This window comes from Lysinibacillus sp. FSL P4-0201 (assembly GCF_038593425.1).
Taxonomy (GTDB): Bacteria; Bacillota; Bacilli; order Bacillales_A; family Planococcaceae; genus Lysinibacillus; species Lysinibacillus capsici.
Genome location: NZ_CP151995.1, coordinates 4,562,839 through 4,585,862 on the forward strand (window position 1 = coordinate 4,562,839; position 23,024 = coordinate 4,585,862).

Genomic DNA, 23,024 nt, shown 5'->3' on the forward strand with positions numbered 1-23,024 from the left:
TATTTACCTTTAAGGGAAAAGTATAGAATAAAATATTATGTGAGGATAATACAATTGAAACAACTAAGTTTAAGAAAAAAGCTTATTTTTTCGTTTTTAGCCATGCTTCTCATCCCAACACTCTTGATTGGAATAGTATCTTACCAAAGTGCTGAACAGCAAATTTCAGAGGAGCAACGCGCAAGTGCGACTGAAAGTGTACGCATTCTAAATTCCAATATTACAAACATGATTGAACCTAAATTGAAAGATGTACAATATTTTTCACAGAAATTTAGTGAAACTTACTTTCAAGATGAGAGCATTTTAGAACTGAAGTCATTATTAAGTGAATATGTCAACATGCACCCTGAAGTAGATCTGATATATATTGGAACTGCTGAAGGCAAACTGTTTGATCAGCCTGTTCAAGAGTATCCTGATGGCTTCGACCCTCGGACAAGACCTTGGTATAAGCAGGCTTTAGCTAATAATGGGAAGACCTCAATTACTGCACCATATGTTACACAATCTACAGGTGACATTGTCATCACAATTACTCAGGCATTACCGGATGGTTCTGGCGTATTAGGATTAGATCTAAATATTTCTACATTAAGTGACATTACGAATAATATTCGTATTGGAGAAACGGGCTTCGCTTCTCTTTTAGATAACAATAAAATTTACATTGCTCAGCCAGATAAAGAAAGTGGTACAGAGGCAACGGAAAGCTACATAACAAAAATTTATGAGCAGGAAAGCGGTACTATCATTGAAAAAGACCGTCACTTACAATTTGTTACGAATGAGTTAACGGGTTGGAAGGTAATTGGTACAATGTTTACTGCGGAAGCTGCAAAAGCTGCAGCATCCACATTGAATATAAATTTAATTATCATTATTGTTTCCATTCTCGTTGGCGTTATTTTCATGCTCTTTATGATAAAGTCTATTGTTAACCCAATTAATCAATTGAAGCAAAGCGCATTAAAAATTAGTGACGGTAATTTAACGGAGTTTATTGAAATCCATTCTAAAGATGAAATAGGTCAGCTTGGAGAAGCCTTTATCTCTATGAAGGTGAGCTTAAAAAAATTAATTCGAAATGTTGATCAAAGCTCACAACATGTCCAAACAGCCGCTCAAAATTTATCTGCTAATGCAGAACAAAACATCGCTGCCTCAGAGCAAGTTGCCGATGCCATGCACCAAATGGCAATTAGTACAGAAAAACAAACAACAGGTATTGATCAGAATGCCATTTCAGTTGAAGAAATTGCTAAGGGCGTTGTTGAAGTGGCAGACAGTTCCATGCAGGTTTCTGACCTATCTAGTCATGCTATCCAATTGGCAGAAGAAGGTGGACAATCTGTCAAACAAACGGTACAGCAAATGAATTCTATCCATAATTCTGTAACGCAATCAGATACAATGATTAAAGCACTGTATGATCGCACGAAAGAAATTGGGTCCATTTTAGAAATGATTAGTGCTATATCAGATCAAACGAATTTACTAGCGCTTAATGCAGCTATAGAAGCTGCTAGAGCAGGAGAACATGGCAAAGGCTTCGCGGTAGTGGCAGATGAAGTACGCAAATTAGCAGAGCAATCTCATCAATCAGCAGAGCAAATTTCTGCGCTTATAACTACTATTCAGCAAGATACGGCAAAATCTGTAGAGACAATGGTCAAAGCGTCGACAGATGTTCAAGAGGGCTTACAATTGACAGAAGAAACAAGTAGAAAATTCGCGAGCATTATCGAAAGTCTTCGAAACATCGCGCCGAAAATGGAGGATATTTCAGCATCTGCTCAAGAAATGTCTGCCGTTGTAGAAGAAGTTTCAGCGACTGCTATTGAACTTTCCGATCACGCAAAATTAAATGCTGCTGCTACAGAAGAAGTTGCTGCTTCCACGGAACAAACTTTATCTTCTATGCAAGATATGGCTTCGTCTGCCAAAACCCTACTTGATATGGCGGATGAATTGCAGGGTTATGTTAATCGTTTTAAATATTAATTATTTAACTGCTAGATCTGAGTTCACGATAGTATTGAACTCAGATTTTTTCTATTCCAAAAAGATAGGAAATTACAAAATAAGATATTTTTCTACAAATAATAGCGTTGCATAACTTTATTTTCCAGATTTTTCAGAAAATTGTGTTGATTATTATTCATTTTCCTCTTAGAATCAGATTAAACATTTGAACGACTTAGGAGTCTACTAGTGTAATATAACCCATCTCGTAGTTAATTCTATTACACTTCAATAATGTCGTTTAAGGAGGAATACTATATGAAACGAATTAGTTTAAGAAAGAAACTCATCTTTGCATTTTTAGTCATACTTCTCATTCCCGCACTTTTAATCGGGTATACCTCCTTTAAAAGTACCAAAAATCAAATACTCGAAGAGCAGCAAGCAAGCGCCAAGGAAAGTGTGCGTATGCTTAATAGTAATATTACCAATACAATTGCTCCTAGAGTTCATGATATCGAATATTTTGCCAAGAAAATAAATCAGTCTTATTTACAAGATGATAAAAAAGCTGAATTAAAAGGTCTTTTTCAGGAATATGTAAATACACACCCAGAAGTGGAGCTAGTATATATAGGGACTGCTGATGGGCGAATCATTGATGAACCTGTCCATGACTATGCAAGTGATTATGATCCTCGTAAACGTCCTTGGTATATAGAAGCCATGGATAATAAAGGGCATGTATCCATCACTTCTCCATATATCTCAAAATCAACAAATAACATCGTTGTAACAGTTATGCAAGCTCTTCCTGATGATTCTGGCGTAATTGCCTTAGATTTAAATATCTCTCTTCTAAGTGCACTGACAGATCAAACACGTATCGGAGAAACGGGCTTTGCCTCTCTGTTAGATAATAATAAGTTATATATTGCTCAAAAAGATAAGGAAAGCGGCACAGAGGCAACAGAAGATTATGTTTCAAAAGTTTACGAAAAGCAGGAAGGTATTATTACTGAAGGTGACCGTCATTTACGCTTTGAAACAAATGAAATCACAGGCTGGAAGATAATTGGTACAATGTTCATTGCAGAGGCTACTAACGCTGCTACCTCAACCTTTACTATTACATTACTTATTATTGGTATTTCTATTATTGTTGGTATTATCTTTATGCTCTCAATGATTAAATCTATTGTTAACCCAATTAAACAACTACAGCAAAGTGCTCTTAAAATTAGTGAAGGTGATTTGACAGAGTATATTGATATTCATACCAAAGATGAAATAGGACAGCTTGCTGAAGCATTTGTCTCAATGAAAGTTAGCTTAAAAAGACTGATCCGCAATGTTGATCAAAGCTCACAACATGTTCAAACCTCGGCACAAGGTCTTTCAGCGAATGCTGAGCAAAATATCGCTGCATCTGAGCAAGTGACAGAGGCTATGCAACAGGTAGCGATTAGTACGGAAAAACAAACAACAGGAATCGATCAAAATGCTGTTTCTATTGAGGAAATTGCAAAAGGTGTTGTAGAGGTAGCAGATAGTGCCCTACAAGTTTCAGACCTATCCAGCCAGGCCATCCAATTAGCGGAAGAAGGTAGTCAATCTGTTGAGCACACTGTTAATCAAATGGTATCCATTCATGATTCTGTGGCTCAATCCGATACGATGATTAAATCCCTATTTGATCGTACAAAAGAAATTGGCTCCATTATAGAAATTATTAGCGCTATTTCAGACCAAACAAACCTTCTTGCTCTTAATGCTGCTATTGAAGCAGCACGAGCAGGTGAACACGGTAAAGGCTTTGCAGTTGTAGCAGATGAAGTACGTAAATTAGCGGAGCAATCTCATCAATCAGCAGAGCAAATTTCTACTCTGATTACTGGCATACAACAAGATACTGCTAAATCTGTACAAACGATGACGAAAGCTTCTGCAGACGTTCAAGAAGGTTTACAGCTATCCGAGGATACGAAAAAGAAATTTATAAGTATCGTTGGAAGTCTTCGAGAAATTGCTCCTAAAATGGAGGATATATCAGCTTCAGCACAAGAAATGTCTGCCGTTGTAGAGGAGGTATCCGCTACTGCTATTGAACTGTCAGATCATGCAAAACTAAACGCAGCTGCATCTGAAGAGGTTGCCGCTTCAACGGAACAAACATTATCTTCCATGCAGGAAATCGCCTCTTCTGCTAAAACATTGCTTGATATGGCAGATGAATTACAAGGCTATGTAGATCGTTTTAATTACTAAATAAGAAAGCACGATGATACTTGGTTTAGCCCTATCATCGTGCTTTTATCTTGTTATTTAATTATTCATTTACCTCATGGCTAAATTGCCATTCAACGCCAAATTTGTCTGTAAGTGAGCCGTAACATTTGCTCCAAAATGTTTCTTGAAGCTCCATTCTCACGTTACCACCTTCTTTAAGCTTATCAAATGCTTGACGCATTTGCTCTTCATCATCGGATACAACAGCTAATGTGACATTATTCCCTGTGGAAAATGGCATGCCTGGAAATGTATCTGAGAACATAATTCTACTACCGAATACAATAAGTCGTGTATGCATGACAAGATCTTTTGCTTCTTCTGGTAATGGATAGTCTGGATTTTGTGGTGTCTCTCCAAACGTCATAATTTCAGCCTTGTCCGTATTAAAAACGTCTTCGTAAAACGCAACTGCCTCTCGACAATTTCCATTAAAATTCAAATAAACCTCTACTGCCATTTTCAACACTCCTTTGTCATTTTTTGAAACAATTCTATTGTACATGGATTACAAAACATAACACAAATTATAACTAGAATATTTCATCTTCAAAGTAAGTTGTCTCCTTTCTTTTTAAATTTTTTATTTATTTTCACAAAAGCTTTGACATTTACTCAAAAATCATGTAAATTACCAAATGGCGAACAATTTAAATTAAATCTTAAAAAATATTCGTATTTTAGGAGTGTATATAATGGATAACGTATTTGACTATGAGGATATTCAACTAATTCCCGCAAAATGTATTGTAGAAAGTCGTTCAGAATGTGATACTTCTGTTACTTTAGGTGGTCACACTTTTAAACTTCCAGTAGTACCTGCAAATATGCAAACAATTATCGATGAAAATCTTGCAAAGAAACTTGCTGAAAACGGTTACTTTTACATCATGCACCGTTTCCAACCAGAAACTCGTCGAAACTTTATTCTAGAAATGCAAGGAAATGGCTTAATTGCTTCTATTAGCGTTGGTGTAAAAGAAGAGGAATATACATTTATTGAAGAATTAGCAGCTGCTAATTTGGTACCTGATTTTATTACAATTGATATTGCACATGGTCATTCAAATGCTGTTATTCGTATGATTCAGCATATTAAAAAGCATTTACCAAAAAGCTTTGTTATCGCAGGTAATGTAGGAACACCTGAAGCGGTGCGCGAGCTTGAAAATGCTGGTGCAGATGCAACAAAAGTTGGGATTGGACCAGGTAAAGTATGTATTACTAAAATCAAAACAGGTTTTGGTACTGGCGGCTGGCAACTAGCTGCACTACGTTGGTGTGCAAAGGCTGCTACAAAACCAATTATTGCTGATGGTGGCATTCGTACACATGGAGATATCGCTAAATCTGTACGTTTTGGTGCTTCAATGGTAATGATCGGTTCATTATTCGCTGGTCATGAAGAGTCACCTGGTGAAACAATCGAAATCGAGGGTAGAACAGTGAAGGAATACTTCGGCTCTGCTTCTGAATTCCAAAAAGGTGAACGTAAAAACGTCGAAGGTAAGAAAATGTACGTTGAACATAAAGGTAGCATCAAAGATACATTAATCGAGATGCAACAAGATTTACAGTCATCTATTTCATATGCTGGTGGCACAAAGCTAGAGGCTATTCGCAATGTTGATTATGTAATCGTAAAGAACTCTATTTTCAATGGAGATAAAGTGTATTAATCGATGTAAACCTGCTATATTATGCTTCAACATCACCCCAATTAAGAGCTGCTTTTTACTCTTGATTGGGGTGATTTTTTTGGACCTATTTCACTTAAAATACCGTATTTATTTTCAGAATTTTCTATTTTATTAAAAAATTATATATTATAATAGAACTATATTGAAGGAATGAAGGAACGGGGGTTGTATCTTATGAAATCAGTACGTAATAAACTTGTTAGTCTTGCTATTATAGTTATTCTACTATCAACAGGACTAGTTGGAACCGTCAATTATATGGTGGTGAAAGGAGAACTCGATCAGGTAGGTCGAGATAGTCTTAAAAATGGCACACTTGGCATACTTGAACTAATTGCACAATTAGATACTCAAGTTCAAAATGGGAAATTAACGCTAGAAGAAGCTCAGGAAAGTGCTAGAACACAGATCGTTGGTAATAAAATTGAAGATAACAAAAGATCCATTGATAATCCTGTTAAATATGGTGATAATTTTTATTTCTATGCTTTCCAAGATAGTGGTATGGTTGAAACTCATCCATCCCTAGAAGGACAAAATATTTCAGATTTACAAACAGAGGATGGGCGCTATTTTGTACGAGAAATGATTGAAGCAGCAAATGCTGGAGGAGGATATGTACGTTATGATTGGGCCCTTCCCTCAAATCCTGAAATCGTTGCGCCTAAGATAACGTATGTAGAAAAGGACAAGCATTGGGGCTGGATTATAGCAGCTGGTACATACGAAATGGACTTTAATGCAGGTACGAATAACGTTTTATACTACACACTAGGCATGACCATCCTTGCAACGATTATTGGTGTATCACTCTTCTGGTTCTTCTCTGGACGAATGACAACCTATATACGAAAAATTATGGTCATTACATCTGATATTGCTAAAGGCAAGCTAACTGGTGATGACATACCTGTTACTACAGAAGATGAACTAGGTATACTAGCTAGTAACGTGAATAATATGAAACATAGCTTACACGAAATGGTCAACAATACAAAAGATAGTGCGTCCCAAATGCGCGTTTCTTCAGAAATGCTGAGTGCTATTACTGAGGAGACGACTGCTTCTGCTGATGAAATTCATCAAGCCATCAATGATATATCTAAGGGAGCTGTAGTACAAGCTGAGGAAGCAGAAATGGCCATTAGTAAAGTAGAAACACTGTCCTCACTTATCTCAAATGCTACAGATAAATATAGTGAGATTACAGAAAATATGAATATCATTAATCAATCACAAGAAAACGGTAGACAAAAAGTCGATGTATTACTTCAAAATTCAAGTGAGTTTACGCAAGTGATTGAGGAATTAAGAACAACTTTCTCAAGTTTGACAAGCCAAATGAAAGAAATTCATCAAGTCGTACAAACAATTACATCCATTTCTGAACAAACAAATCTTTTAGCACTAAATGCAAGTATTGAAGCAGCCCGTGCAGGTGAACATGGCAAAGGGTTTGCTGTCGTAGCTGAGGAAGTCCGTCATTTATCTGAGGATACGAATGAAGCTACTAATCGGGTTAGAAACCTATTACAGCGCATTGAGGTCGATACCGCTAATTCAGATTCAAAAATGATACACACGCTCCAACTGTCACAAAATCAGGCCATGTCGATTACGGAAGTAAAGGGAGCCTTTACTTTCCTAGCAGACTCCATTCATGGCATTACAAAGCACCTTGTTTCTTTAGACAAAGGAATGAATGACATGGCGGAAAATCGAATAGTCGTGATGAACGCCATCAATGAAATAGCAAGTGTCGCTACACAATCTGCCGCAGCTACCGAACAAATTAACGCTTCTATTGACGAACAAAAGTCAGCAGTGACATCTATCATGCACTCCTCTATGGAGCTTCATACAGAGGCAGAGCGCATGTACGACTTGGTAGAACGCTTTACATGATAAAATACTATATAAAAAAGAATGCTACGCATATCCGTAGCATTCCTCTTTTACATTATAGTTTGTTAATTACTGCGTGGATTGTTTCCTTAAGCTCTGCATCGTGATCTGCAAGATCTACAAGGTTCCCTAGACGTTCACGTAATACAGGACGCTCAATTACTAGCTTTTCATCAAGTACTTGTACCAGTAGCTCGATAATAAGTCGATCACGAACATTTAACGCTTCTTCTAAACGTTCTGGTGTAATTTTCGCATCAGTTTTTGCAGATTTTGCCATTTTAAAAACCCCTTTTATATTTTATATTCATGCACATCTATTTTAGCATACCACTAAATTATTTTGAAAACTTTCTTTCATTAAAATATACCAAAACTTTACAAAATACTAAGAAAAGATTTACGACAAATTGTTATATTTATATCATAAAACACTACTACTCGACCATATGATGATGTATTTACAAAACCGATTGGAGGAATTGGATGAAGCAAAAAAATACGACTTATTTACAGCTCATTAAAGCTGTGCCAAAATCTCTACAGCTCTTTCTCAATGTTTGCCTTGTACTATTAGCACTGATTCTCTGTTTTTTATTATTTAAGGAGCTAATTGAATTTCTTAAAATATTACTATTCGCTAAGGAAGATGGTGATTATAAACTATTCCTTGCCAATATTCTTATTTTCTTTTTATATTTCGAATTCATCACAATGATCATTAAATACTTTAAGGAGGATTACCATTTTCCACTTCGCTATTTTATCTATATAGGTATCACAGCAATGATTCGACTAATTATTGTGGAGCATGATCATCCTCTAAATACGTTAATTTATTCATTAATTATCCTCATACTAATCATAAGCTACTTTATTATTAATATAACGCCACTTGAAAGGCCAACACGTTCTTCCATTCTCATTAAAAAAGATTAAAAGACCTCACGCCCATTCTAAAATGCAGATATACATGTGGGCTTTTCAAACACATAGAAGAATTGCTGTAAAGCCTGTAAATACTGATTATCACTAATCTGTATTCGACTCAGCATAAATAGCTCTTGGACCGTTACTACGCCCATTACTAGTGATGAAAGCTCAGCTACATCTATCGTTACTTCAACATCATAGCTATCACTTTCTAGCATTTTAATTGTACCATTAACAGCCTCAACAATAAGTTGCTGATTATTTTTTGCCAGTAACGAATCCATAACATTCAATTTAAAGGTCAAAGTGACACCGTTAAAATTGCGTGTTAGTAGCTCATCAAAAAAGCCCTTCACATTAATGATACGGTACATTAGACCAATTCCTGACACGGCACTTGCGTGATAGACACTTGGAATTAAATGATTTGTGCCATTTCTTACATCCTCTAAAAAGAAATGGACATTTTCTTCTTGTGTATTCCATTCGATTCGGTTTACTTGATCTGCTTGACTGTTTAAAAATGTACTAAGCTCTAGCAAAGCCTCCGGAGTTTCATAGATCCACTCCTTAATGACCAAATTATTTAGCATAAAATTACTATCGCTTTGTTTATTAAAAGAAAAGGCAATATAGCCCTGAACTGTACCTTCCTGTTCCATTGCAATCACATAGTTATCTGGATTATTAAAAATAAAAGATAGTTCCGATTGTGTTTTAAGAAACATCCCATGTTTTTTTGCTACTACCCTGTTGTAGCAATCTACTAGCTGTTGTTGATCTTCAACTGTCAAATATTTAAGGTGCTTTTTGGTTGGTCCTTTCGGGAAGCTTGAAGGCTCTACCAAGTATTGATAGATTTTCGGTCCATAGCCAAAACCCATTTTTTTATAAAAATCTGGTCTAAACGGATACAAGGCCAAAAAATGAATATTTTTTTCTAAAAAGATGTTAAAGAAATGTTGGATTAATTCTTTTGCAGCCTTCTCTTTTTTATGTAATAAATCAACTGCAACAAGTCCTACCCCACCAATTGGTAGCATTTTAGAGAACAGATTCATTTGAAAGTCATGTAGTCGCATACCACCAATGAGTTTGTCATTTTCCCAAAGTCCATAATAATGAAGAGATTCATCATTGCTCTGATTTTGCATAAAGAGCTTTTTCAGCTGTTCTTTTGTTATTTGTGTTCCATTCAATCTTCCTGGATACGCTCCTACAACGATATTCACAAAGGCTACAAAATCTTGCTCTTTTAATAATTTCTCTACAACCCTCATCATGTCCCCTCCATTTTCAAATTGTTGCATGTTGTTCACGAATTTTTCATATTAATTTTTATACCCCATAATAACATATATTACCACGACTAATTAATGAGTACTGAAAATGATTAAAGGAGGAAAATGTATGACTTTAATTGATTCATATATTCACGAAGTGACTAAAAGGCTACATAAAAATAAACGTGAGATAATCAAGGTTGAACTAAAGGCTACTATTGAGGATATGTTGCCAGAGCAATATACAGAATCTGAGGTGAAGGAAGTAATTAAGAAGCTTGGAAGCCCTTCAGAAGTTGCTGCACGCTATCAGGATACTCCCCACTTTTTAATTGGTCCAAAGAATTTTGAACAATATACAAGAACCATCAAGCTAATTATTCCTTGGGCAATTCTTATTACGATCATTGTTCAAATAATAGAGAAGATGGTTCTCTATTCTGGAGAAGAAGCACTTCTCACAACCATTATTACAGCATTTGTAGGGATGATTGTTGCAATTATTGCTGTGTTATTTCACGTTTTGTTTTGGGTTACGGTTATTTTTATCATTAAGGACCGTTCTGGGGCTGAAAAGCTTTCGATCCCTTTTCTGAGAGATACCAAGCCATGGTCACCTGATGATTTAATACAAATTAAAAAGATTCCCAAAGATAAAATCATTCCTATAAGTGATACGATTTTTAGCCTTTTAGGAATACTTATTTTTTCTTTTGTTTACTGGAATGCCTATCGTCTTTTAGGTATTTATACAACGAATGACAACGGCAGCTTGAAATTTGTTATGCCTATCTTTAATCAAAATACTTTACAATCGTTTGTTCCCATGGTCTTACTATGTATTATCCTAAGCCTAACTTTAACCTTATTAAAATGGCGTGCAGGACAGTGGACAATGCCTATCGCCATCACTAATGCACTACTTCAAAGTGTAGGAACAATTGTGTTTATTTTAATAGCGATACACCAAGATTTTATTCACAGCGCCTCTATACCTTATATTGCGGCTATTACAGAAACAACCTCAGCTAAAGTTGCCTTCACTATTGATAAAATCCTACTTGTCAGTATGATTATTGCTGTTTTAGCAAATGTATTTGATATCTACCAAGGATTTAAAAAAGCGAAAATATAACGCCCTTCTTTTCATATACCTAGTAAACCATACAATCAAATCGCCAAAATACCTTTATTCTCTGATGTTTTGTATAATGATAAAGTTGAAAGTATTTTATATATGTGAAAAATAATCTGCACAATTCAATCAGAGTAAGGGGAAAGTACTATGACCATTCTTCTAGTAGATGACAATCAAGTCAATTTATTTGTCATTGAGAAAATACTAAAAAATGCAGGTTATGATAACTGTGTTTCTCTTTCATCTGCTTATGAGCTATTTGATTATTTACAATTAGATTCACCCAATCCGACAGGAAATTCAGTAGATTTAATTTTGTTAGATATTATGATGCCGGAAGTAGATGGTATTGAGGCCTGCAAACGCATTAAGCAAAATGAGAGATTAAAAGATATTCAAATCATTTTTGTTACAGCACTCGAGGATAAAAACAAACTGGCAGAAGCCCTAGACATTGGTGGTGTAGATTATATTACTAAACCAATTAATAAAACAGAGTTGCTTGCCAGAATGCGTGTTGCCTTACGTTTAAAGGCAGAATTAGACTGGCACACACAGCATGAAAAGAAAATACAATATGAACTAGATTTAGCAACCCATGTACAAAGGAGTCTTCTTAGCCCACCGTTAAATGAGAGGGACATCCGTATTGAAGTTTCTTATTTACCATCCTCTAATTTGGCAGGAGATATGTATTATTGGTACAAAATAGACGATCATCGTTATGCCATTATATTATTGGATATGATGGGTCACGGTATATCTGCAGCGTTGGTTTGTATGTTCATCTCCTCTGTTCTAAGAGAGGCGGTTAAGCAATTGGTGGAACCTGAACTTGTCATCCAAGAACTGAATCGTTATATGACGCTATTACAAGATGGGAAAGAGAATAATCTTTATTATTTTACAGCGATTTATTTAATCATTGATACAGAGCAAAAAACAGTCGAGTACATAAATGCTGGCCATCCTCCTGGATATGCACTAATCGATGAAAAAACATGTATTCCATTAGATCAGGGTAGCTGTGCAGTCGGTTTCTTCGATGAAATAAAAGTGAAAAAGCAATATATTCAATATGAGCATGACATTCAAATCGTGTTATTTACAGACGGTGTATTAGAGGCAATGGGACCCTGTGAATTAGAATCAGAAAAGCATTTGCAAACGCTAACATCCTCAAAGTGGGATTATTCACAATGCCTAATCGATAACCTTTTGCCTAAGGATAAACAAGAGAATCAGCCTGATGACATGTGTGTTTTAATGATTCAAGCTAGCACTAATACTATATAAAAAAGCAGAGGCTATCCGTTAAAGATAGCCTCTTACTCATTAATACATTTTTTGATAAATTCTTTCGTTTCCAGAAATCTCCTTATACTTTGAAATAACCTCTTCAAATCGTAATGTTTCTTTATCCCCTAAGCATAAAAAACCTTTGTCACTTAGACTTTCATAAAATAATTGATGTACCTGGCTCTGAAGCTTAGGTGAAAAATAAATAAGAACATTTCTGCACAGAACAACATGAAATTCATTAAATGAATGATCTGTTACTAAATTATGTTGAGCAAAAATAATATTTTTCAATAATGTTGGATGAAAGTAAGCATATTGATAATCTGTTTGATAGTATTCTGAAAAAGCATGGGCACCTCCAGCAAGCATATAGTTTTTTGTATATGCCTGCATTTTATGAATTGGAAAGGCCCCCTTCTTAGCTTTTTCTAATACTTGCTCGTTCATATCTGTTGCATAAATTACAGATCTCTCTATTAGCCCCTCTTCTTGAAGCAAGATAGCCATAGAATATACTTCTTCACCTGTTGCACAGCCTGCATGCCAAATACGGATTTCTGGATATTCTCGTAAAACAGGGATGACCGTTTCACGAAAGGCCTTAAAAAAGCTTGGGTTGCGGAACATCTCTGTTACATTTATCGAAAAATCGTTTAATATCTGCTCTAAAAATTCTTTATCATGAATGACCTTTTCTTGTACACGTGAAATCGTTGAGATGTTATTTATTCCCATCCTATTGTAGATTCTGCGTGAAATGGATGAACGATTATATTGCCGAAAATCATAACCCGATAAACGATAAATAGCTTCTAGTAACAAATCAATTTCTAAATTTGTATGCTTATTTAATTGTATATTTTGCTCCAAAGGCTGAAATTGTTGTTCCATGTTCATTAACTCCCCTTAGAAACTAACCATACTCTTAAAACTGATATTAATTGATCTAAATTTAATGGCTTACTAATATAATCAGATGCACCTGCCTGCAATGATTTATCACGGTCATTTTTCATCGCTTTAGCAGTCAATGCAATGATTGGCAAATCGATACGTTTCATTTGCTGACGAATAATAGTCATTGCTTCATAGCCATCCATATTAGGCATCATTATATCCATCAGAACAAGATCGATATCTGGATTAGCCTGCAAGACCTCTAAACATTCTAGTCCATCTTTGGCAACTAGAATATGCATGCCTCTTTTTTCTAATGCCGTTTTCAACGCATAAATATTACGGTTATCATCATCAACTATTAAAATATTTTTCCCTTGAAACACCTCAACCTCATGTTGAAGGGCTTCTTCCATTGCTACTGGCTGCTCTTTGATTTGTTCCTCTTCCACCGTCGTCACTGCCACTTCGTTCATGGCAAGCTTTTGGCAATGCTCCTCTTCAATTCCATTTGGTAGACTCGGAATCGTTAACGTAAAGCTACTACCTTGTCCTTCAGTACTTTGTAATGTAATCCATCCACCAAGTAATTTTGCAAATTCCTTACAAATAGAAAGACCAAGACCCGTTCCACCATATTTTCGGACCGTAGCTCCATCTGCTTGTTGGAATGATTCAAAAATTAGCTGGTGTTTGTCTTTTGGAATACCTATTCCTGTATCTGAAACAGTAATTTCTAACCAATCCGTACTTATATCCTGCATATTGTTTGTTAGTTGTTGAGGTGTAAGCTGGTTAATGTCTAATGTGACAGATCCCTGCTCAGTAAATTTAAAGGCATTCGATAATAAATTCTTTAAGATTTGCTGAAATCTCTTCTCATCCGTATAGAATACATCCACTACATGATCTGCCTTTGAAATATGGAATGCTAAGTTTTTCTTCCTCGCAACTGGCGCAAAGGTATGTTCAATTTGTACAGGTACTTCGCTCATATTCACTTCATTAAAAATAATATCAAGCTTCCCGGCCTCCACTTTAGATAAATCTAATATGTCATTGATTAGAGCTAGCAAGTCCTCTCCTGAAGAATGAATAACTTTAGCAAACTCTGCTTCCTCGTCTGTTAGGTTGTGTTGGCTATTTTCTGCTAGCATTTCAGATAATATTAATATGCTGTTTAAAGGTGTTCTTAATTCATGTGACATATTCGCTAAAAATTCGGATTTGTAATTAGAGTTAAGGATAAGCTGCTCTGCACTTTCTTCTAATTCCTTCTTCGCTTTCTCTAGCTCTCTTGATTTGGACTCTGCCTCTTTCGTGCGTTCCTCAAGCTGCTCATTAATCATAGTCAGCTCTTCTGTCTGCATTTGTAATTCCTCTGATTGTGTTTGAAGCTCCTCTGATTGGACCTGTAATTCCTCTGTCATTGCTCTAGATTCATTCAATAGACGTACAATTTCCATACGCCCTAAAACACTATTAACTGTTAGTCCAAAGGTTTCAGTAACCTGTCTCACTAATTCTTGCTGTAACTTACTGAATTTAGCCATTGTTGCTATTTCAACAACCGCTATAACTTCATTTTCAAAAATGACAGGAATCAATAAAATATTTTGTGGTCTAATTTCACCTAATCCCGTTTTGATTAAACGATAGTCTCTCGGAATATTATCATAGAATAGCACTCTCTTTTCTAATGCACATTGACCGATTAACCCTTGTCCTATTTTGAAACTCTCCATGCCAACACAATCATCCGTGTCAGCAAAAGCAGCCTTTTTCACAAACTGTACTTGGTTCTCTGTTACTTCCCGAACATAAAATGCGCCAAGGGATGCTTGGGTTTTCTGTGCTACTTCTGATAGGAAGGTCTCCGCTAATTTTGTAATTGCTGAAATACCTTGATAATTTGTCACGATTTCAGCTACATTGCTTTGTAGCCATTCCCTCTTTTCGACGGACTCTAAAAGCGTATTCGTTGCATTAGCAAGTTCATTCACTTCATCGTTTGTATTCACATGGATTCTTCTTGTAAAATCACCTTTTGTAGCTGCTATTTCTTGAATTGTTTGTGTTACTTCCGTTATCGTTTTTACAATTGAACGGGAAATGCCACTAGCGATAGCAATAGCTATTGTAGAAACTAAAATTAAGATCCCAAATAGAGCACTAGTTAATTTACTATTTTGCTTATCTAACTGACTTGCCTTTGCCTGTGTATAAGCATTTTCAGTGGCACGGAATGAATCGAATAATTTGCGCATTTTTTCCATATCCTGACGACCATTATCCACTTTAAAAAAATCATTTAATGCTTCTACATTATTATCCTTTTTATATTGAATAGTTGGTTCGCCTGACGTTGCAACCCAATGTTCAATTGTTTCCTCTATCTCTTTAAGTTTGTCCTGCTGAGCTGGTTTATCTTTCATTTGTTGATAGAGTTCATTAAAATCTATTTTCCAATTTTCAGCTGCATTATCATAGGGTTCCAGATAACTCTGCTTACCCGTAATGATGAAAGCCCGCTGACTTGATTCCATATCCAAAATATATTTTTCAATTTCATTCGTTAAAGTTAGAACATTGGAATCGTACTTAATAATAAAATTTCTTTCCTTCTGCAAAGATGTAATTTGATTATTTAATATGACAACCGTCGCAAGTAGGCAAAGAATGATTACGATATAACCTAATGAAATCTTTGAGCGTATACCCAATTTTAATCTATTTAACATTTGGTTTTCCTACCTTTACCTTTCTTTTACTTTAGTATGATTACTAGTATACATGTAAAAATAACTCATTTTCTCCTATTTTAGATTCATCATAAAGAAATTTTGCTGATTTTGTATCAATAAGTCTCTGTATTTTTCATATACATTTTATATTGAACCATTTCTAATTAAGGAGAGAAAACATGTGGATATTATCGTAAGACCAGGAGATTCACTTTGGCATTTCAGTAAGGTATTTAAAATTCCTCTTCAACTCATTTTAGATTCTAATGAAAATATAAACCCCCAATTTTTAAGAGTTGGACAACGGGTTCGTATTCCTGGTTTTGTGACCAACAACTATCAAATTAAACAAGGAGACTCTTTTTGGCAGATTGCCCAGAGCCGAAACCTCCCCCTAGTCGCCCTATTGCTTGTTAATCCTGATCTCAATCCAAATCGATTACAAATCGGTCAAATAATTCGCATACCCCAACGTATCACATGGCGTTTAGTTGAAGGTAAGCAAACTTACACGTATACCCATATGATAAATGATCTCAGAAAGCTCCTTGATGCATATCCTTTTCTTCATAGCTCAAACATTGGCAGTTCCGTTTTAGGGAAGGAGCTACCTGAGCTGTCGATTGGCCATGGTGCAAAACGTGTACACTATAATGGCTCCTTCCATGCAAACGAATGGATTACTACACCTATTATTCTAACATTTTTAAATGACTATTTGCTCGCCCTCACCAATCAAAGTAGTATTCGTGGAATTTCTCCATTTTCTCTTTATCAGCAAACATTCCTTTCCATCGTTCCTATGGTAAATCCTGATGGCGTAGATTTAGTAATACAAGGCCCACCAAATGATGAAGCATTAAGAAATCAACTAATTGCATGGAATAATGATAACGCTGATTTTTCTGGCTGGAAAGCAAATATTCATGGAATTGATTTGAATGACCAATTCCCTGCCAAATGGGAGCTTGAAAGTGCCCGTAATCCAAAAACACCAGGGCCAAGAGATTATGGTGGTGAAAGACCACTATCTGAACCTGAAGCCATTGCAATGGCTGATTTGACCAAGCAACGTGATTTTTCAAGAGTATTAGCCTTTCATACACAGGGACGTGTCATATATTGGGGTTTTGAAAATCTAGAGCCCCCAGAATCAGAGGTGCTTGTAAATGAATTTAGTAGAGTAAGTGGCTATGAGCCCGTTCAATCTGCTGGAAGCTATGCTGGTTATAAAGATTGGTTTATTCAAGATTGGCGTAGACCAGGCTTCACTGTTGAATTAGGAAGTGGTACAAATCCTTTACCAATCAGCCAGTTTGATGACATTTACGAGGAGTCTTTAGGGATTTTCCTTGCTGCATTGTATATGTAAAAAGAGTACTCGAACTCCATTCGCTATGAAATAGTCCTTTTGGGCTTTTCAGCGAATGGGTTTTTTTATTGAAAATCTCATCATCATTGTAAAAAAAGGGAAATAAATTACTTTGACAGACAGAGTAATGTTTGCTACTATTACTCTGACAGATAGAGCAATAAAAAAAGTAGGTGACTTATGGTTCGCAGTGATATTATCCGAGGACATTTGGATTCGATTATTTTACGGTTAATTTCAGAAAAAGACCGTTATGGCTACGAAATTTCTCAGGAAATAAGTCTCCGTACAAACAATCGGTTTCAAATCAAGGAAGCAACTTTGTATGCAGTTTTTCAACGTCTCGAAAAAAAAGAAATTATTGAAGCCTATTATGGAGATGTCTCACATGGAGGCAAAAGAAAGTATTACCGTATTACATCATTAGGTAAGGCCTATTTAAATGAGCTAGTGAAAGAATGGTCGGAAGTAAAGGAAATAATCGATTTATTTATGGAGGGCTTAGAATGAAAAGAATAAAAAACCATATTGATGAGCTTTTTAAAGACATTCCTCGAACTAACGAAACGGAAATGGTTAAACAAGAAATCATTGAAAATCTTGAAGAAAAAGTATTTTATTTGATGGACCAAGGTAAAGAACAAGAGGATGCCATTAATAAAGCCATTGTAGAATTTGGAGATATCGAAGACTTAAAGCAAGAGTTAGGTGTTAAAGAACCAGCAAAGAAAAACATGGCTAAATTAAACTTAGAATTTTCAATTTGGGGTAGTGGCTTAATCATTGCATTTTTTATTTTTATTAATCTTTATTACACACCACATACTATTTGGGCAATCTATCCGATTTTCGCCATTCTTTGGTGGCCTTTATCGATGTACTTTGTGTGGTCTCGTAAGAAATGGGGTGAATAAACATGAGGAACTTTATTAACTTTTCTATAGCGGGGAGCTTGATGACAATGATTTTTTTAGGGGTTGTTAATTATACGACATCTCCTCAAACAATGTGGTTTGTATATCCATGCTTATTGCTACTGCTTTGGCCTATTACGTTATTCTTTATGGCTAAAAAATTGTATAAACAATACTCAATTGTTTGTAGTGCCTTAATTATTACATTTCTAATAGTTGAAAATTATATTTACGCACCAGATCATTTATGGTTTGTCTATGCGATTTATCCAATTATCTGGTGGCCAATCCTCATGTACTTAGATGAAAAGGCAAAAACGTTAAAAACAGCTCTAATTGGATGTGCTTCTACCATCATCTATTACTCTATATTGAATATGATTGTATCTCCTCAATATCCTTGGGCAATTTATCCTGCTTTTTTAGTGATATGGTGGCCTCTAGCTTTATATCACGCGCAACGAAAAACCTTTGTAGCATTCTCCGTTACAGCTACGATACTAATTAGTATCTTTTTCATTACAGTAAATGTTGTTTCTTCACCAAGCGTTATATGGGCGATTTACCCTATTTTTGTTACACTTTGGTGGCCTCTGAGTATGTATTTTTATGTGTATAAAAGAAAAATGTATCATGCTAGCTTTATGAAACGCATGTAAAGTAGGTATTGTATGAAAAGGATTAAAAAGTTCATTAAATATCTTGTCTTGATTATGACCTCCTTACTATTATTAGCACTTGTATTTCCAACATGGACATCATCTATAGAGGACATGAACAGCATCAGTACGCTAGAACAGGTAGAAATTAACGGCAGTGACCATGAAATTATGATACGGGGCCATAACAAAAATAATCCTGTCATCATCTTTGTCCATGGCGGACCAGGTTGCTCTGAAATACCCTACGCTAAAAAATATCAAGATTTATTGGAAACCGAATTTACAGTGGTAAATTATGATCAAAGGGCTAGTGGGAAGTCTTATCATTTTTTTGAGGACTACTCAAATCTTTCATCTGATTTGCTTGTGGAGGATTTACTAGCACTGACTGACTATATTGCTAATCATCTAGATAAAGAAAAAATTATCTTAATTGGTCATTCCTACGGTACCTATATTGCCACACAAGCAGCTGCTAAAGCTCCTGATAAATATGAGACCTATGTAGGGATTGGTCAAATGAGTAATACCGTTGAAAGTGAGATGGACAGTTTACACTTTACGATCAAACAGGCTCAGCTTAAGAGTAACACAGAGGATGTTGCACATTTACAGAGATTAATGGAGGAAATTAGTAGTGGTAAAACATTTACGCCTCGTCATTTAGTGAGCAAATACGGTGGAGCTACAAGACTTATTACTAACCCTGATGGAAATATGTTAGGGATGCTTTTTAGTACCGAATATAATTTGTTAGATATTATTCGCTATAGCAAGGGGATATCCCTATCGCAAGAAGTCTTAGTAAACGAAGTCTTGCAGTCCCCACTTCCTGCGAAAGTCAATTCACTGACTCTTCCCTTCTATTTTGTAATGGGGGATTATGATTATCAAACATCATCGAATAGCGCTAAAAAGTACTTCGACCAAATTATCGCGAAGAAAAAGGAATTCATAGCATATGAACAATCTGCTCACTACCCCCAGTTCGAAGAAAAAGAGAGATTTTTCGAATGGATGCGTACGACTTTTAAAAAATAAATATTTCTTAAAGTAATTCTACACTTGGTAGCATTTATTTAATTGCTATATAATTTAATTATTAAATATTTTAGCGGACGTGATTATATGCCAGAAAATCTAAACAATGTAGAAATTATTATGAAAGAAATGCTGGAAATACAGCAGAAGTCGAAAATGTTTGTAGATCTTTTATCTGAAGGAGAGGCGTTATCACAAAACCAATTAATATTACTCCTACAGCTAAAAATAAATAATGGGATGAAGGCAACAGAAATTGCTGAATTCTTTAGTGTAACACCCGGAGCTGTAACTTCCATGTGCGATAAACTGGAAAAACTCGAACTCATACAAAGAATTAGAGAAAATAATGATCGACGTGTGGTCAAAATGGCTTTAACCAATATTGGTGACATGAAGGTTCAAGAAATCTTTTTAAAGTTTTCTCAGGATAAACTCATAGACATGGCCAACATCTTACGCGAAGTAAACCAATTAATGAATAAAATTTTTTAGGATTTCAACAAATTGAAATCCTTTTTTTATTGTTTAATTTAAGCAGTGCTTTTGTTCTTGACAAATGGAAGTAGCATATAATTTAATTAATATATATTTTAATTATTAAAATATATATTAATTAAATTATAATGAGGTGACTTTATGTTTCAAAAACTCCGTACCCTTACACAAACGAATGGCACCGTTAAACATTTGGATGCTGATTATGAACAATTAAACATTCGAGGCGCTGTATCGTTACAACAAGAAGTACACTTAATAAAAGTGTCCACTCATGGTCATAGCTCCTTCTATTATCCAGTTACAGCGCAGATATTTAATAGTACTGGCTCGTGTAAGTTAAAGGATTATTGCCAAATCGGAGAACTTACAAATGCCGGGAATATTAAAATACGTAATGGTTTTATCCAAAAAATCAATAGTTCTGGAAAGCTAATGGTTGAAGAGAAATTACAGAGCGAGCAATTTGATGCCATTGGAATAGTCAAGGCTGCGGAAATAATCGCTCATCACTTTCATTTGAAGTTATCGGGAGAAAGCGGAATTGACAGGTTAAGGGCTGAAAATGTGGTAATAGAAAAGGATAGGATAACCCTTCTTCCGTTATTTAAAAAAATATTACGCTGTCACACAATTAGTGGAAAACACCTACAATTATCTAATACGAATGCAGAGTTTGTGGAAGGGGAAGTCGTCCATGTTGGGGAAAATAGTGTGATTGGGACACTTTACTATACGGATGATTATTCGATAGCTTCGAGTTCAAAGGTGCACCACATTATACGGAGGGAAAAAGAATGATACTTCTAAAAATGCTAAAGACTTTTTTTTGCTCATTAGCTTTAGTGGTATTATCTGTACTTTATGTTGGATTACTTTTAAGCGCTGGCTTATCCATACTCGCTGGTTTTTTACGAACATTCGGAGTGGATCAAATTAAAATGGGCCTTTGGTATGGCGTAGAACTTCCTGTTATGTTCAGCATCCCCTTCGCCCTGTTAATAGCCCTACTGTTGTTCTTTTGTGCCATATATATTAAACGTTCTATTGTTTTTTGTTTGTCAACTCTTCGTATATAGAGCAATAAAAAGTAAGCATATTTCTTAGAAAGAATATGCTTACTCTCATCGACTTTTAAGTTGAATAGCAGGGAGGCTCATTTAATCAGTTGATTCACATTTTTATCAGTAGCTTAAAACATTGCTATAGTTCTCCTTCAAGAAAACGGATAAGGTATATTTCAGGTCTACCAATAAATTCTTTAAAACTACATAAATTAGCATACTCCTCATGCTCCACATCATAGCACCCTATATGGCCTTCTCCTTTTGGGTTCCAGACTATTTGCAAATCAGAGTAATTGTCGATATTTGCGGAAAGAAGGAGGAGCTCTCTATGACCTAGTTTCATCTCAATTGTATCAGTTAGTTTGAAAAAATCGATAAAGTGAATATCATAATCATTTGGTGCAAGCTCAAGATGCAGTCGATCTCCTGTCAGAAAATTAATCAATTCATCTGGTAACTTGTATTTTTTCAATGTCTCTTTTTTGTTTTCAATAGTATGGAGTTCTATTGGTTCTAGAGCCTTTAAGTAATTTGCTAGTTCCACATTTTTCATACGTACAGCAATTGTATAAGCTCTCTCACCATCTTTCTCCGCTAAAGTGACGTTTGCACCTCGTTCAATCAAATAGTTCACCATAGCTATATTTCCCATTCTTGTTGCAACTGTTAATGGTGTTGCTTCATAGGGATAGACCATATCAGGCTTTTGATAATTAATATCTACTCCTTGATCAAGTAAATAAGTGACTGTTTTTTTATCAAAATTCGACACAGCCTGACGCAATACAGGACCTCCATGCTGCTTTATATCAAGCCCAAGTTCATGAATAAGAGGGATATTTCTTTTATTGCCATAGTAGGCCTGAGAATAGGCTCCAGATCCAACTTGATTATAGCCATCTAATTTTGCTCCTTGTTCAACAAGGTAACGTACTATATTTTCTTTACAATATCGAACAGCTCTTAAAAAAGAAGGATTTTTTTCCACATTTAAATTAACCCCATATTCAACTAATAATTTCACTACATCCAATCTTTGTGCAATCAATGCTAAATCCAATGGGCTTAATGATGTATGCTTACTTAAACATATCTCTTCTTCAATATTCCAACCTTTATCCCTCATAGCCTGCAACGCCGTAATATTGCCAGTATAGATATACATTGCAAGCTCTGGTAGTTCTGAAAATGTTCCAATATCTTGTAGCTTAATCATCTATAGTTTGGCTCCCTTCTTATGTATATAAAAAGTATAGAAAACTACCATCTATATCACAATGGGACATAGAGCTATAGTGTCATAAAACACAGGGC

General features: G+C 35.4%; 20 protein-coding genes. 14 read left to right on the top strand and 6 right to left on the bottom strand.

Annotation, left to right across the window (positions count from 1 at the left end):
- Window positions 1–54: 54 nt before the first annotated feature.
- Both MKY76_RS23060 and MKY76_RS23065 read left to right on the top strand, forming a co-directional pair.
- The gene (locus MKY76_RS23060; protein ID WP_054548513.1) at window positions 55–2,004 is read left to right on the top strand and encodes a methyl-accepting chemotaxis protein; all 1,950 of its coding nucleotides are present in this window, start codon (window positions 55–57) and stop codon (window positions 2,002–2,004) included.
- A gap of 279 nt (window positions 2,005–2,283) precedes the next feature.
- Window positions 2,284–4,233 (top strand): methyl-accepting chemotaxis protein, encoded by a 1,950-nt coding sequence (locus MKY76_RS23065; protein ID WP_342557204.1) that lies wholly within the window; start codon window positions 2,284–2,286, stop codon window positions 4,231–4,233.
- Between the two features lie 61 nt (window positions 4,234–4,294).
- Here MKY76_RS23065 and MKY76_RS23070 read toward each other — a convergent pair whose 3' ends face one another.
- On the bottom strand, window positions 4,295–4,714 hold the full coding sequence (locus MKY76_RS23070) for a VOC family protein (RefSeq protein ID WP_016992246.1): 420 nt from the start codon (window positions 4,712–4,714) through the stop codon (window positions 4,295–4,297).
- Between the two features lie 235 nt (window positions 4,715–4,949).
- Between MKY76_RS23070 and guaC the strand changes: the two genes are divergently transcribed.
- Together guaC and MKY76_RS23080 are read left to right on the top strand one after the other, a co-directional pair.
- Window positions 4,950–5,933: a GMP reductase gene (gene guaC / locus MKY76_RS23075; protein ID WP_004233490.1), complete on the top strand. Its 984-nt coding sequence runs from the start codon at window positions 4,950–4,952 to the stop codon at window positions 5,931–5,933.
- A gap of 195 nt (window positions 5,934–6,128) precedes the next feature.
- A complete protein-coding gene (locus tag MKY76_RS23080) occupies window positions 6,129–7,859 on the top strand; it encodes a methyl-accepting chemotaxis protein (protein WP_054548511.1) in 1,731 nt (576 codons plus the stop codon).
- A gap of 55 nt (window positions 7,860–7,914) precedes the next feature.
- Here the strand turns inward: MKY76_RS23080 and MKY76_RS23085 are convergent, their stop codons facing one another.
- The gene (locus MKY76_RS23085) at window positions 7,915–8,139 is read right to left on the bottom strand and encodes a hypothetical protein (RefSeq protein ID WP_016992248.1); all 225 of its coding nucleotides are present in this window, start codon (window positions 8,137–8,139) and stop codon (window positions 7,915–7,917) included.
- Window positions 8,140–8,345: 206 nt separating this feature from the next.
- On the opposite strand from MKY76_RS23085, the gene psiE reads away from it, so the two are divergent.
- The gene (psiE, locus tag MKY76_RS23090; RefSeq protein WP_054548510.1) at window positions 8,346–8,798 is read left to right on the top strand and encodes a phosphate-starvation-inducible protein PsiE; all 453 of its coding nucleotides are present in this window, start codon (window positions 8,346–8,348) and stop codon (window positions 8,796–8,798) included.
- A gap of 17 nt (window positions 8,799–8,815) precedes the next feature.
- Here psiE and MKY76_RS23095 read toward each other — a convergent pair whose 3' ends face one another.
- The gene (locus MKY76_RS23095; RefSeq protein WP_342557205.1) at window positions 8,816–10,075 is read right to left on the bottom strand and encodes a GNAT family N-acetyltransferase; all 1,260 of its coding nucleotides are present in this window, start codon (window positions 10,073–10,075) and stop codon (window positions 8,816–8,818) included.
- A gap of 127 nt (window positions 10,076–10,202) precedes the next feature.
- On the opposite strand from MKY76_RS23095, the gene MKY76_RS23100 reads away from it, so the two are divergent.
- Window positions 10,203–11,210 (top strand): hypothetical protein, encoded by a 1,008-nt coding sequence (locus MKY76_RS23100; protein ID WP_279493491.1) that lies wholly within the window; start codon window positions 10,203–10,205, stop codon window positions 11,208–11,210.
- Between the two features lie 150 nt (window positions 11,211–11,360).
- A complete protein-coding gene (locus MKY76_RS23105) occupies window positions 11,361–12,509 on the top strand; it encodes a fused response regulator/phosphatase (RefSeq protein ID WP_328023958.1) in 1,149 nt (382 codons plus the stop codon).
- Between the two features lie 39 nt (window positions 12,510–12,548).
- On the opposite strand, the gene MKY76_RS23110 is transcribed toward MKY76_RS23105, so the two are convergent.
- Window positions 12,549–13,406, bottom strand: coding sequence for a protein-glutamate O-methyltransferase CheR (locus MKY76_RS23110; protein WP_279493495.1), 858 nt, complete (start codon window positions 13,404–13,406; stop codon window positions 12,549–12,551).
- Between the two features lie 5 nt (window positions 13,407–13,411).
- A complete protein-coding gene (locus tag MKY76_RS23115) occupies window positions 13,412–16,153 on the bottom strand; it encodes an ATP-binding protein (protein ID WP_048395463.1) in 2,742 nt (913 codons plus the stop codon).
- Window positions 16,154–16,337: 184 nt separating this feature from the next.
- On the opposite strand from MKY76_RS23115, the gene MKY76_RS23120 reads away from it, so the two are divergent.
- From MKY76_RS23120 to MKY76_RS23150, 7 genes are all read left to right on the top strand, one after another.
- A complete protein-coding gene (locus MKY76_RS23120) occupies window positions 16,338–17,528 on the top strand; it encodes a M14 family metallopeptidase (RefSeq protein ID WP_342557206.1) in 1,191 nt (396 codons plus the stop codon).
- 180 nt (window positions 17,529–17,708) lie between these two features.
- Window positions 17,709–18,038: a PadR family transcriptional regulator gene (locus MKY76_RS23125; protein ID WP_004233468.1), complete on the top strand. Its 330-nt coding sequence runs from the start codon at window positions 17,709–17,711 to the stop codon at window positions 18,036–18,038.
- Window positions 18,035–18,442 carry a permease prefix domain 1-containing protein gene (locus tag MKY76_RS23130; RefSeq protein WP_048395459.1) on the top strand — a complete coding sequence of 136 codons (408 nt, stop codon included), beginning with the start codon at window positions 18,035–18,037 and terminating at the stop codon, window positions 18,440–18,442. The genes MKY76_RS23125 and MKY76_RS23130 overlap by 4 nt, the downstream gene beginning before the upstream one ends.
- 2 nt (window positions 18,443–18,444) lie before the next feature.
- Window positions 18,445–19,101 (top strand): hypothetical protein, encoded by a 657-nt coding sequence (locus MKY76_RS23135; protein WP_048395458.1) that lies wholly within the window; start codon window positions 18,445–18,447, stop codon window positions 19,099–19,101.
- Between the two features lie 12 nt (window positions 19,102–19,113).
- Window positions 19,114–20,145 (top strand): alpha/beta fold hydrolase, encoded by a 1,032-nt coding sequence (locus MKY76_RS23140; protein WP_342557207.1) that lies wholly within the window; start codon window positions 19,114–19,116, stop codon window positions 20,143–20,145.
- Between the two features lie 87 nt (window positions 20,146–20,232).
- Window positions 20,233–20,640: a MarR family transcriptional regulator gene (locus tag MKY76_RS23145; protein WP_054548503.1), complete on the top strand. Its 408-nt coding sequence runs from the start codon at window positions 20,233–20,235 to the stop codon at window positions 20,638–20,640.
- Window positions 20,641–20,784: 144 nt separating this feature from the next.
- Complete coding sequence (locus MKY76_RS23150; RefSeq protein WP_048395305.1) at window positions 20,785–21,444, top strand: hypothetical protein; 660 nt, start codon at window positions 20,785–20,787, stop codon at window positions 21,442–21,444.
- 402 nt (window positions 21,445–21,846) lie between these two features.
- On the opposite strand, the gene MKY76_RS23155 is transcribed toward MKY76_RS23150, so the two are convergent.
- Window positions 21,847–22,926 (bottom strand): ankyrin repeat domain-containing protein, encoded by a 1,080-nt coding sequence (locus tag MKY76_RS23155; RefSeq protein ID WP_257962068.1) that lies wholly within the window; start codon window positions 22,924–22,926, stop codon window positions 21,847–21,849.
- Window positions 22,927–23,024: the final 98 nt, after the last annotated feature.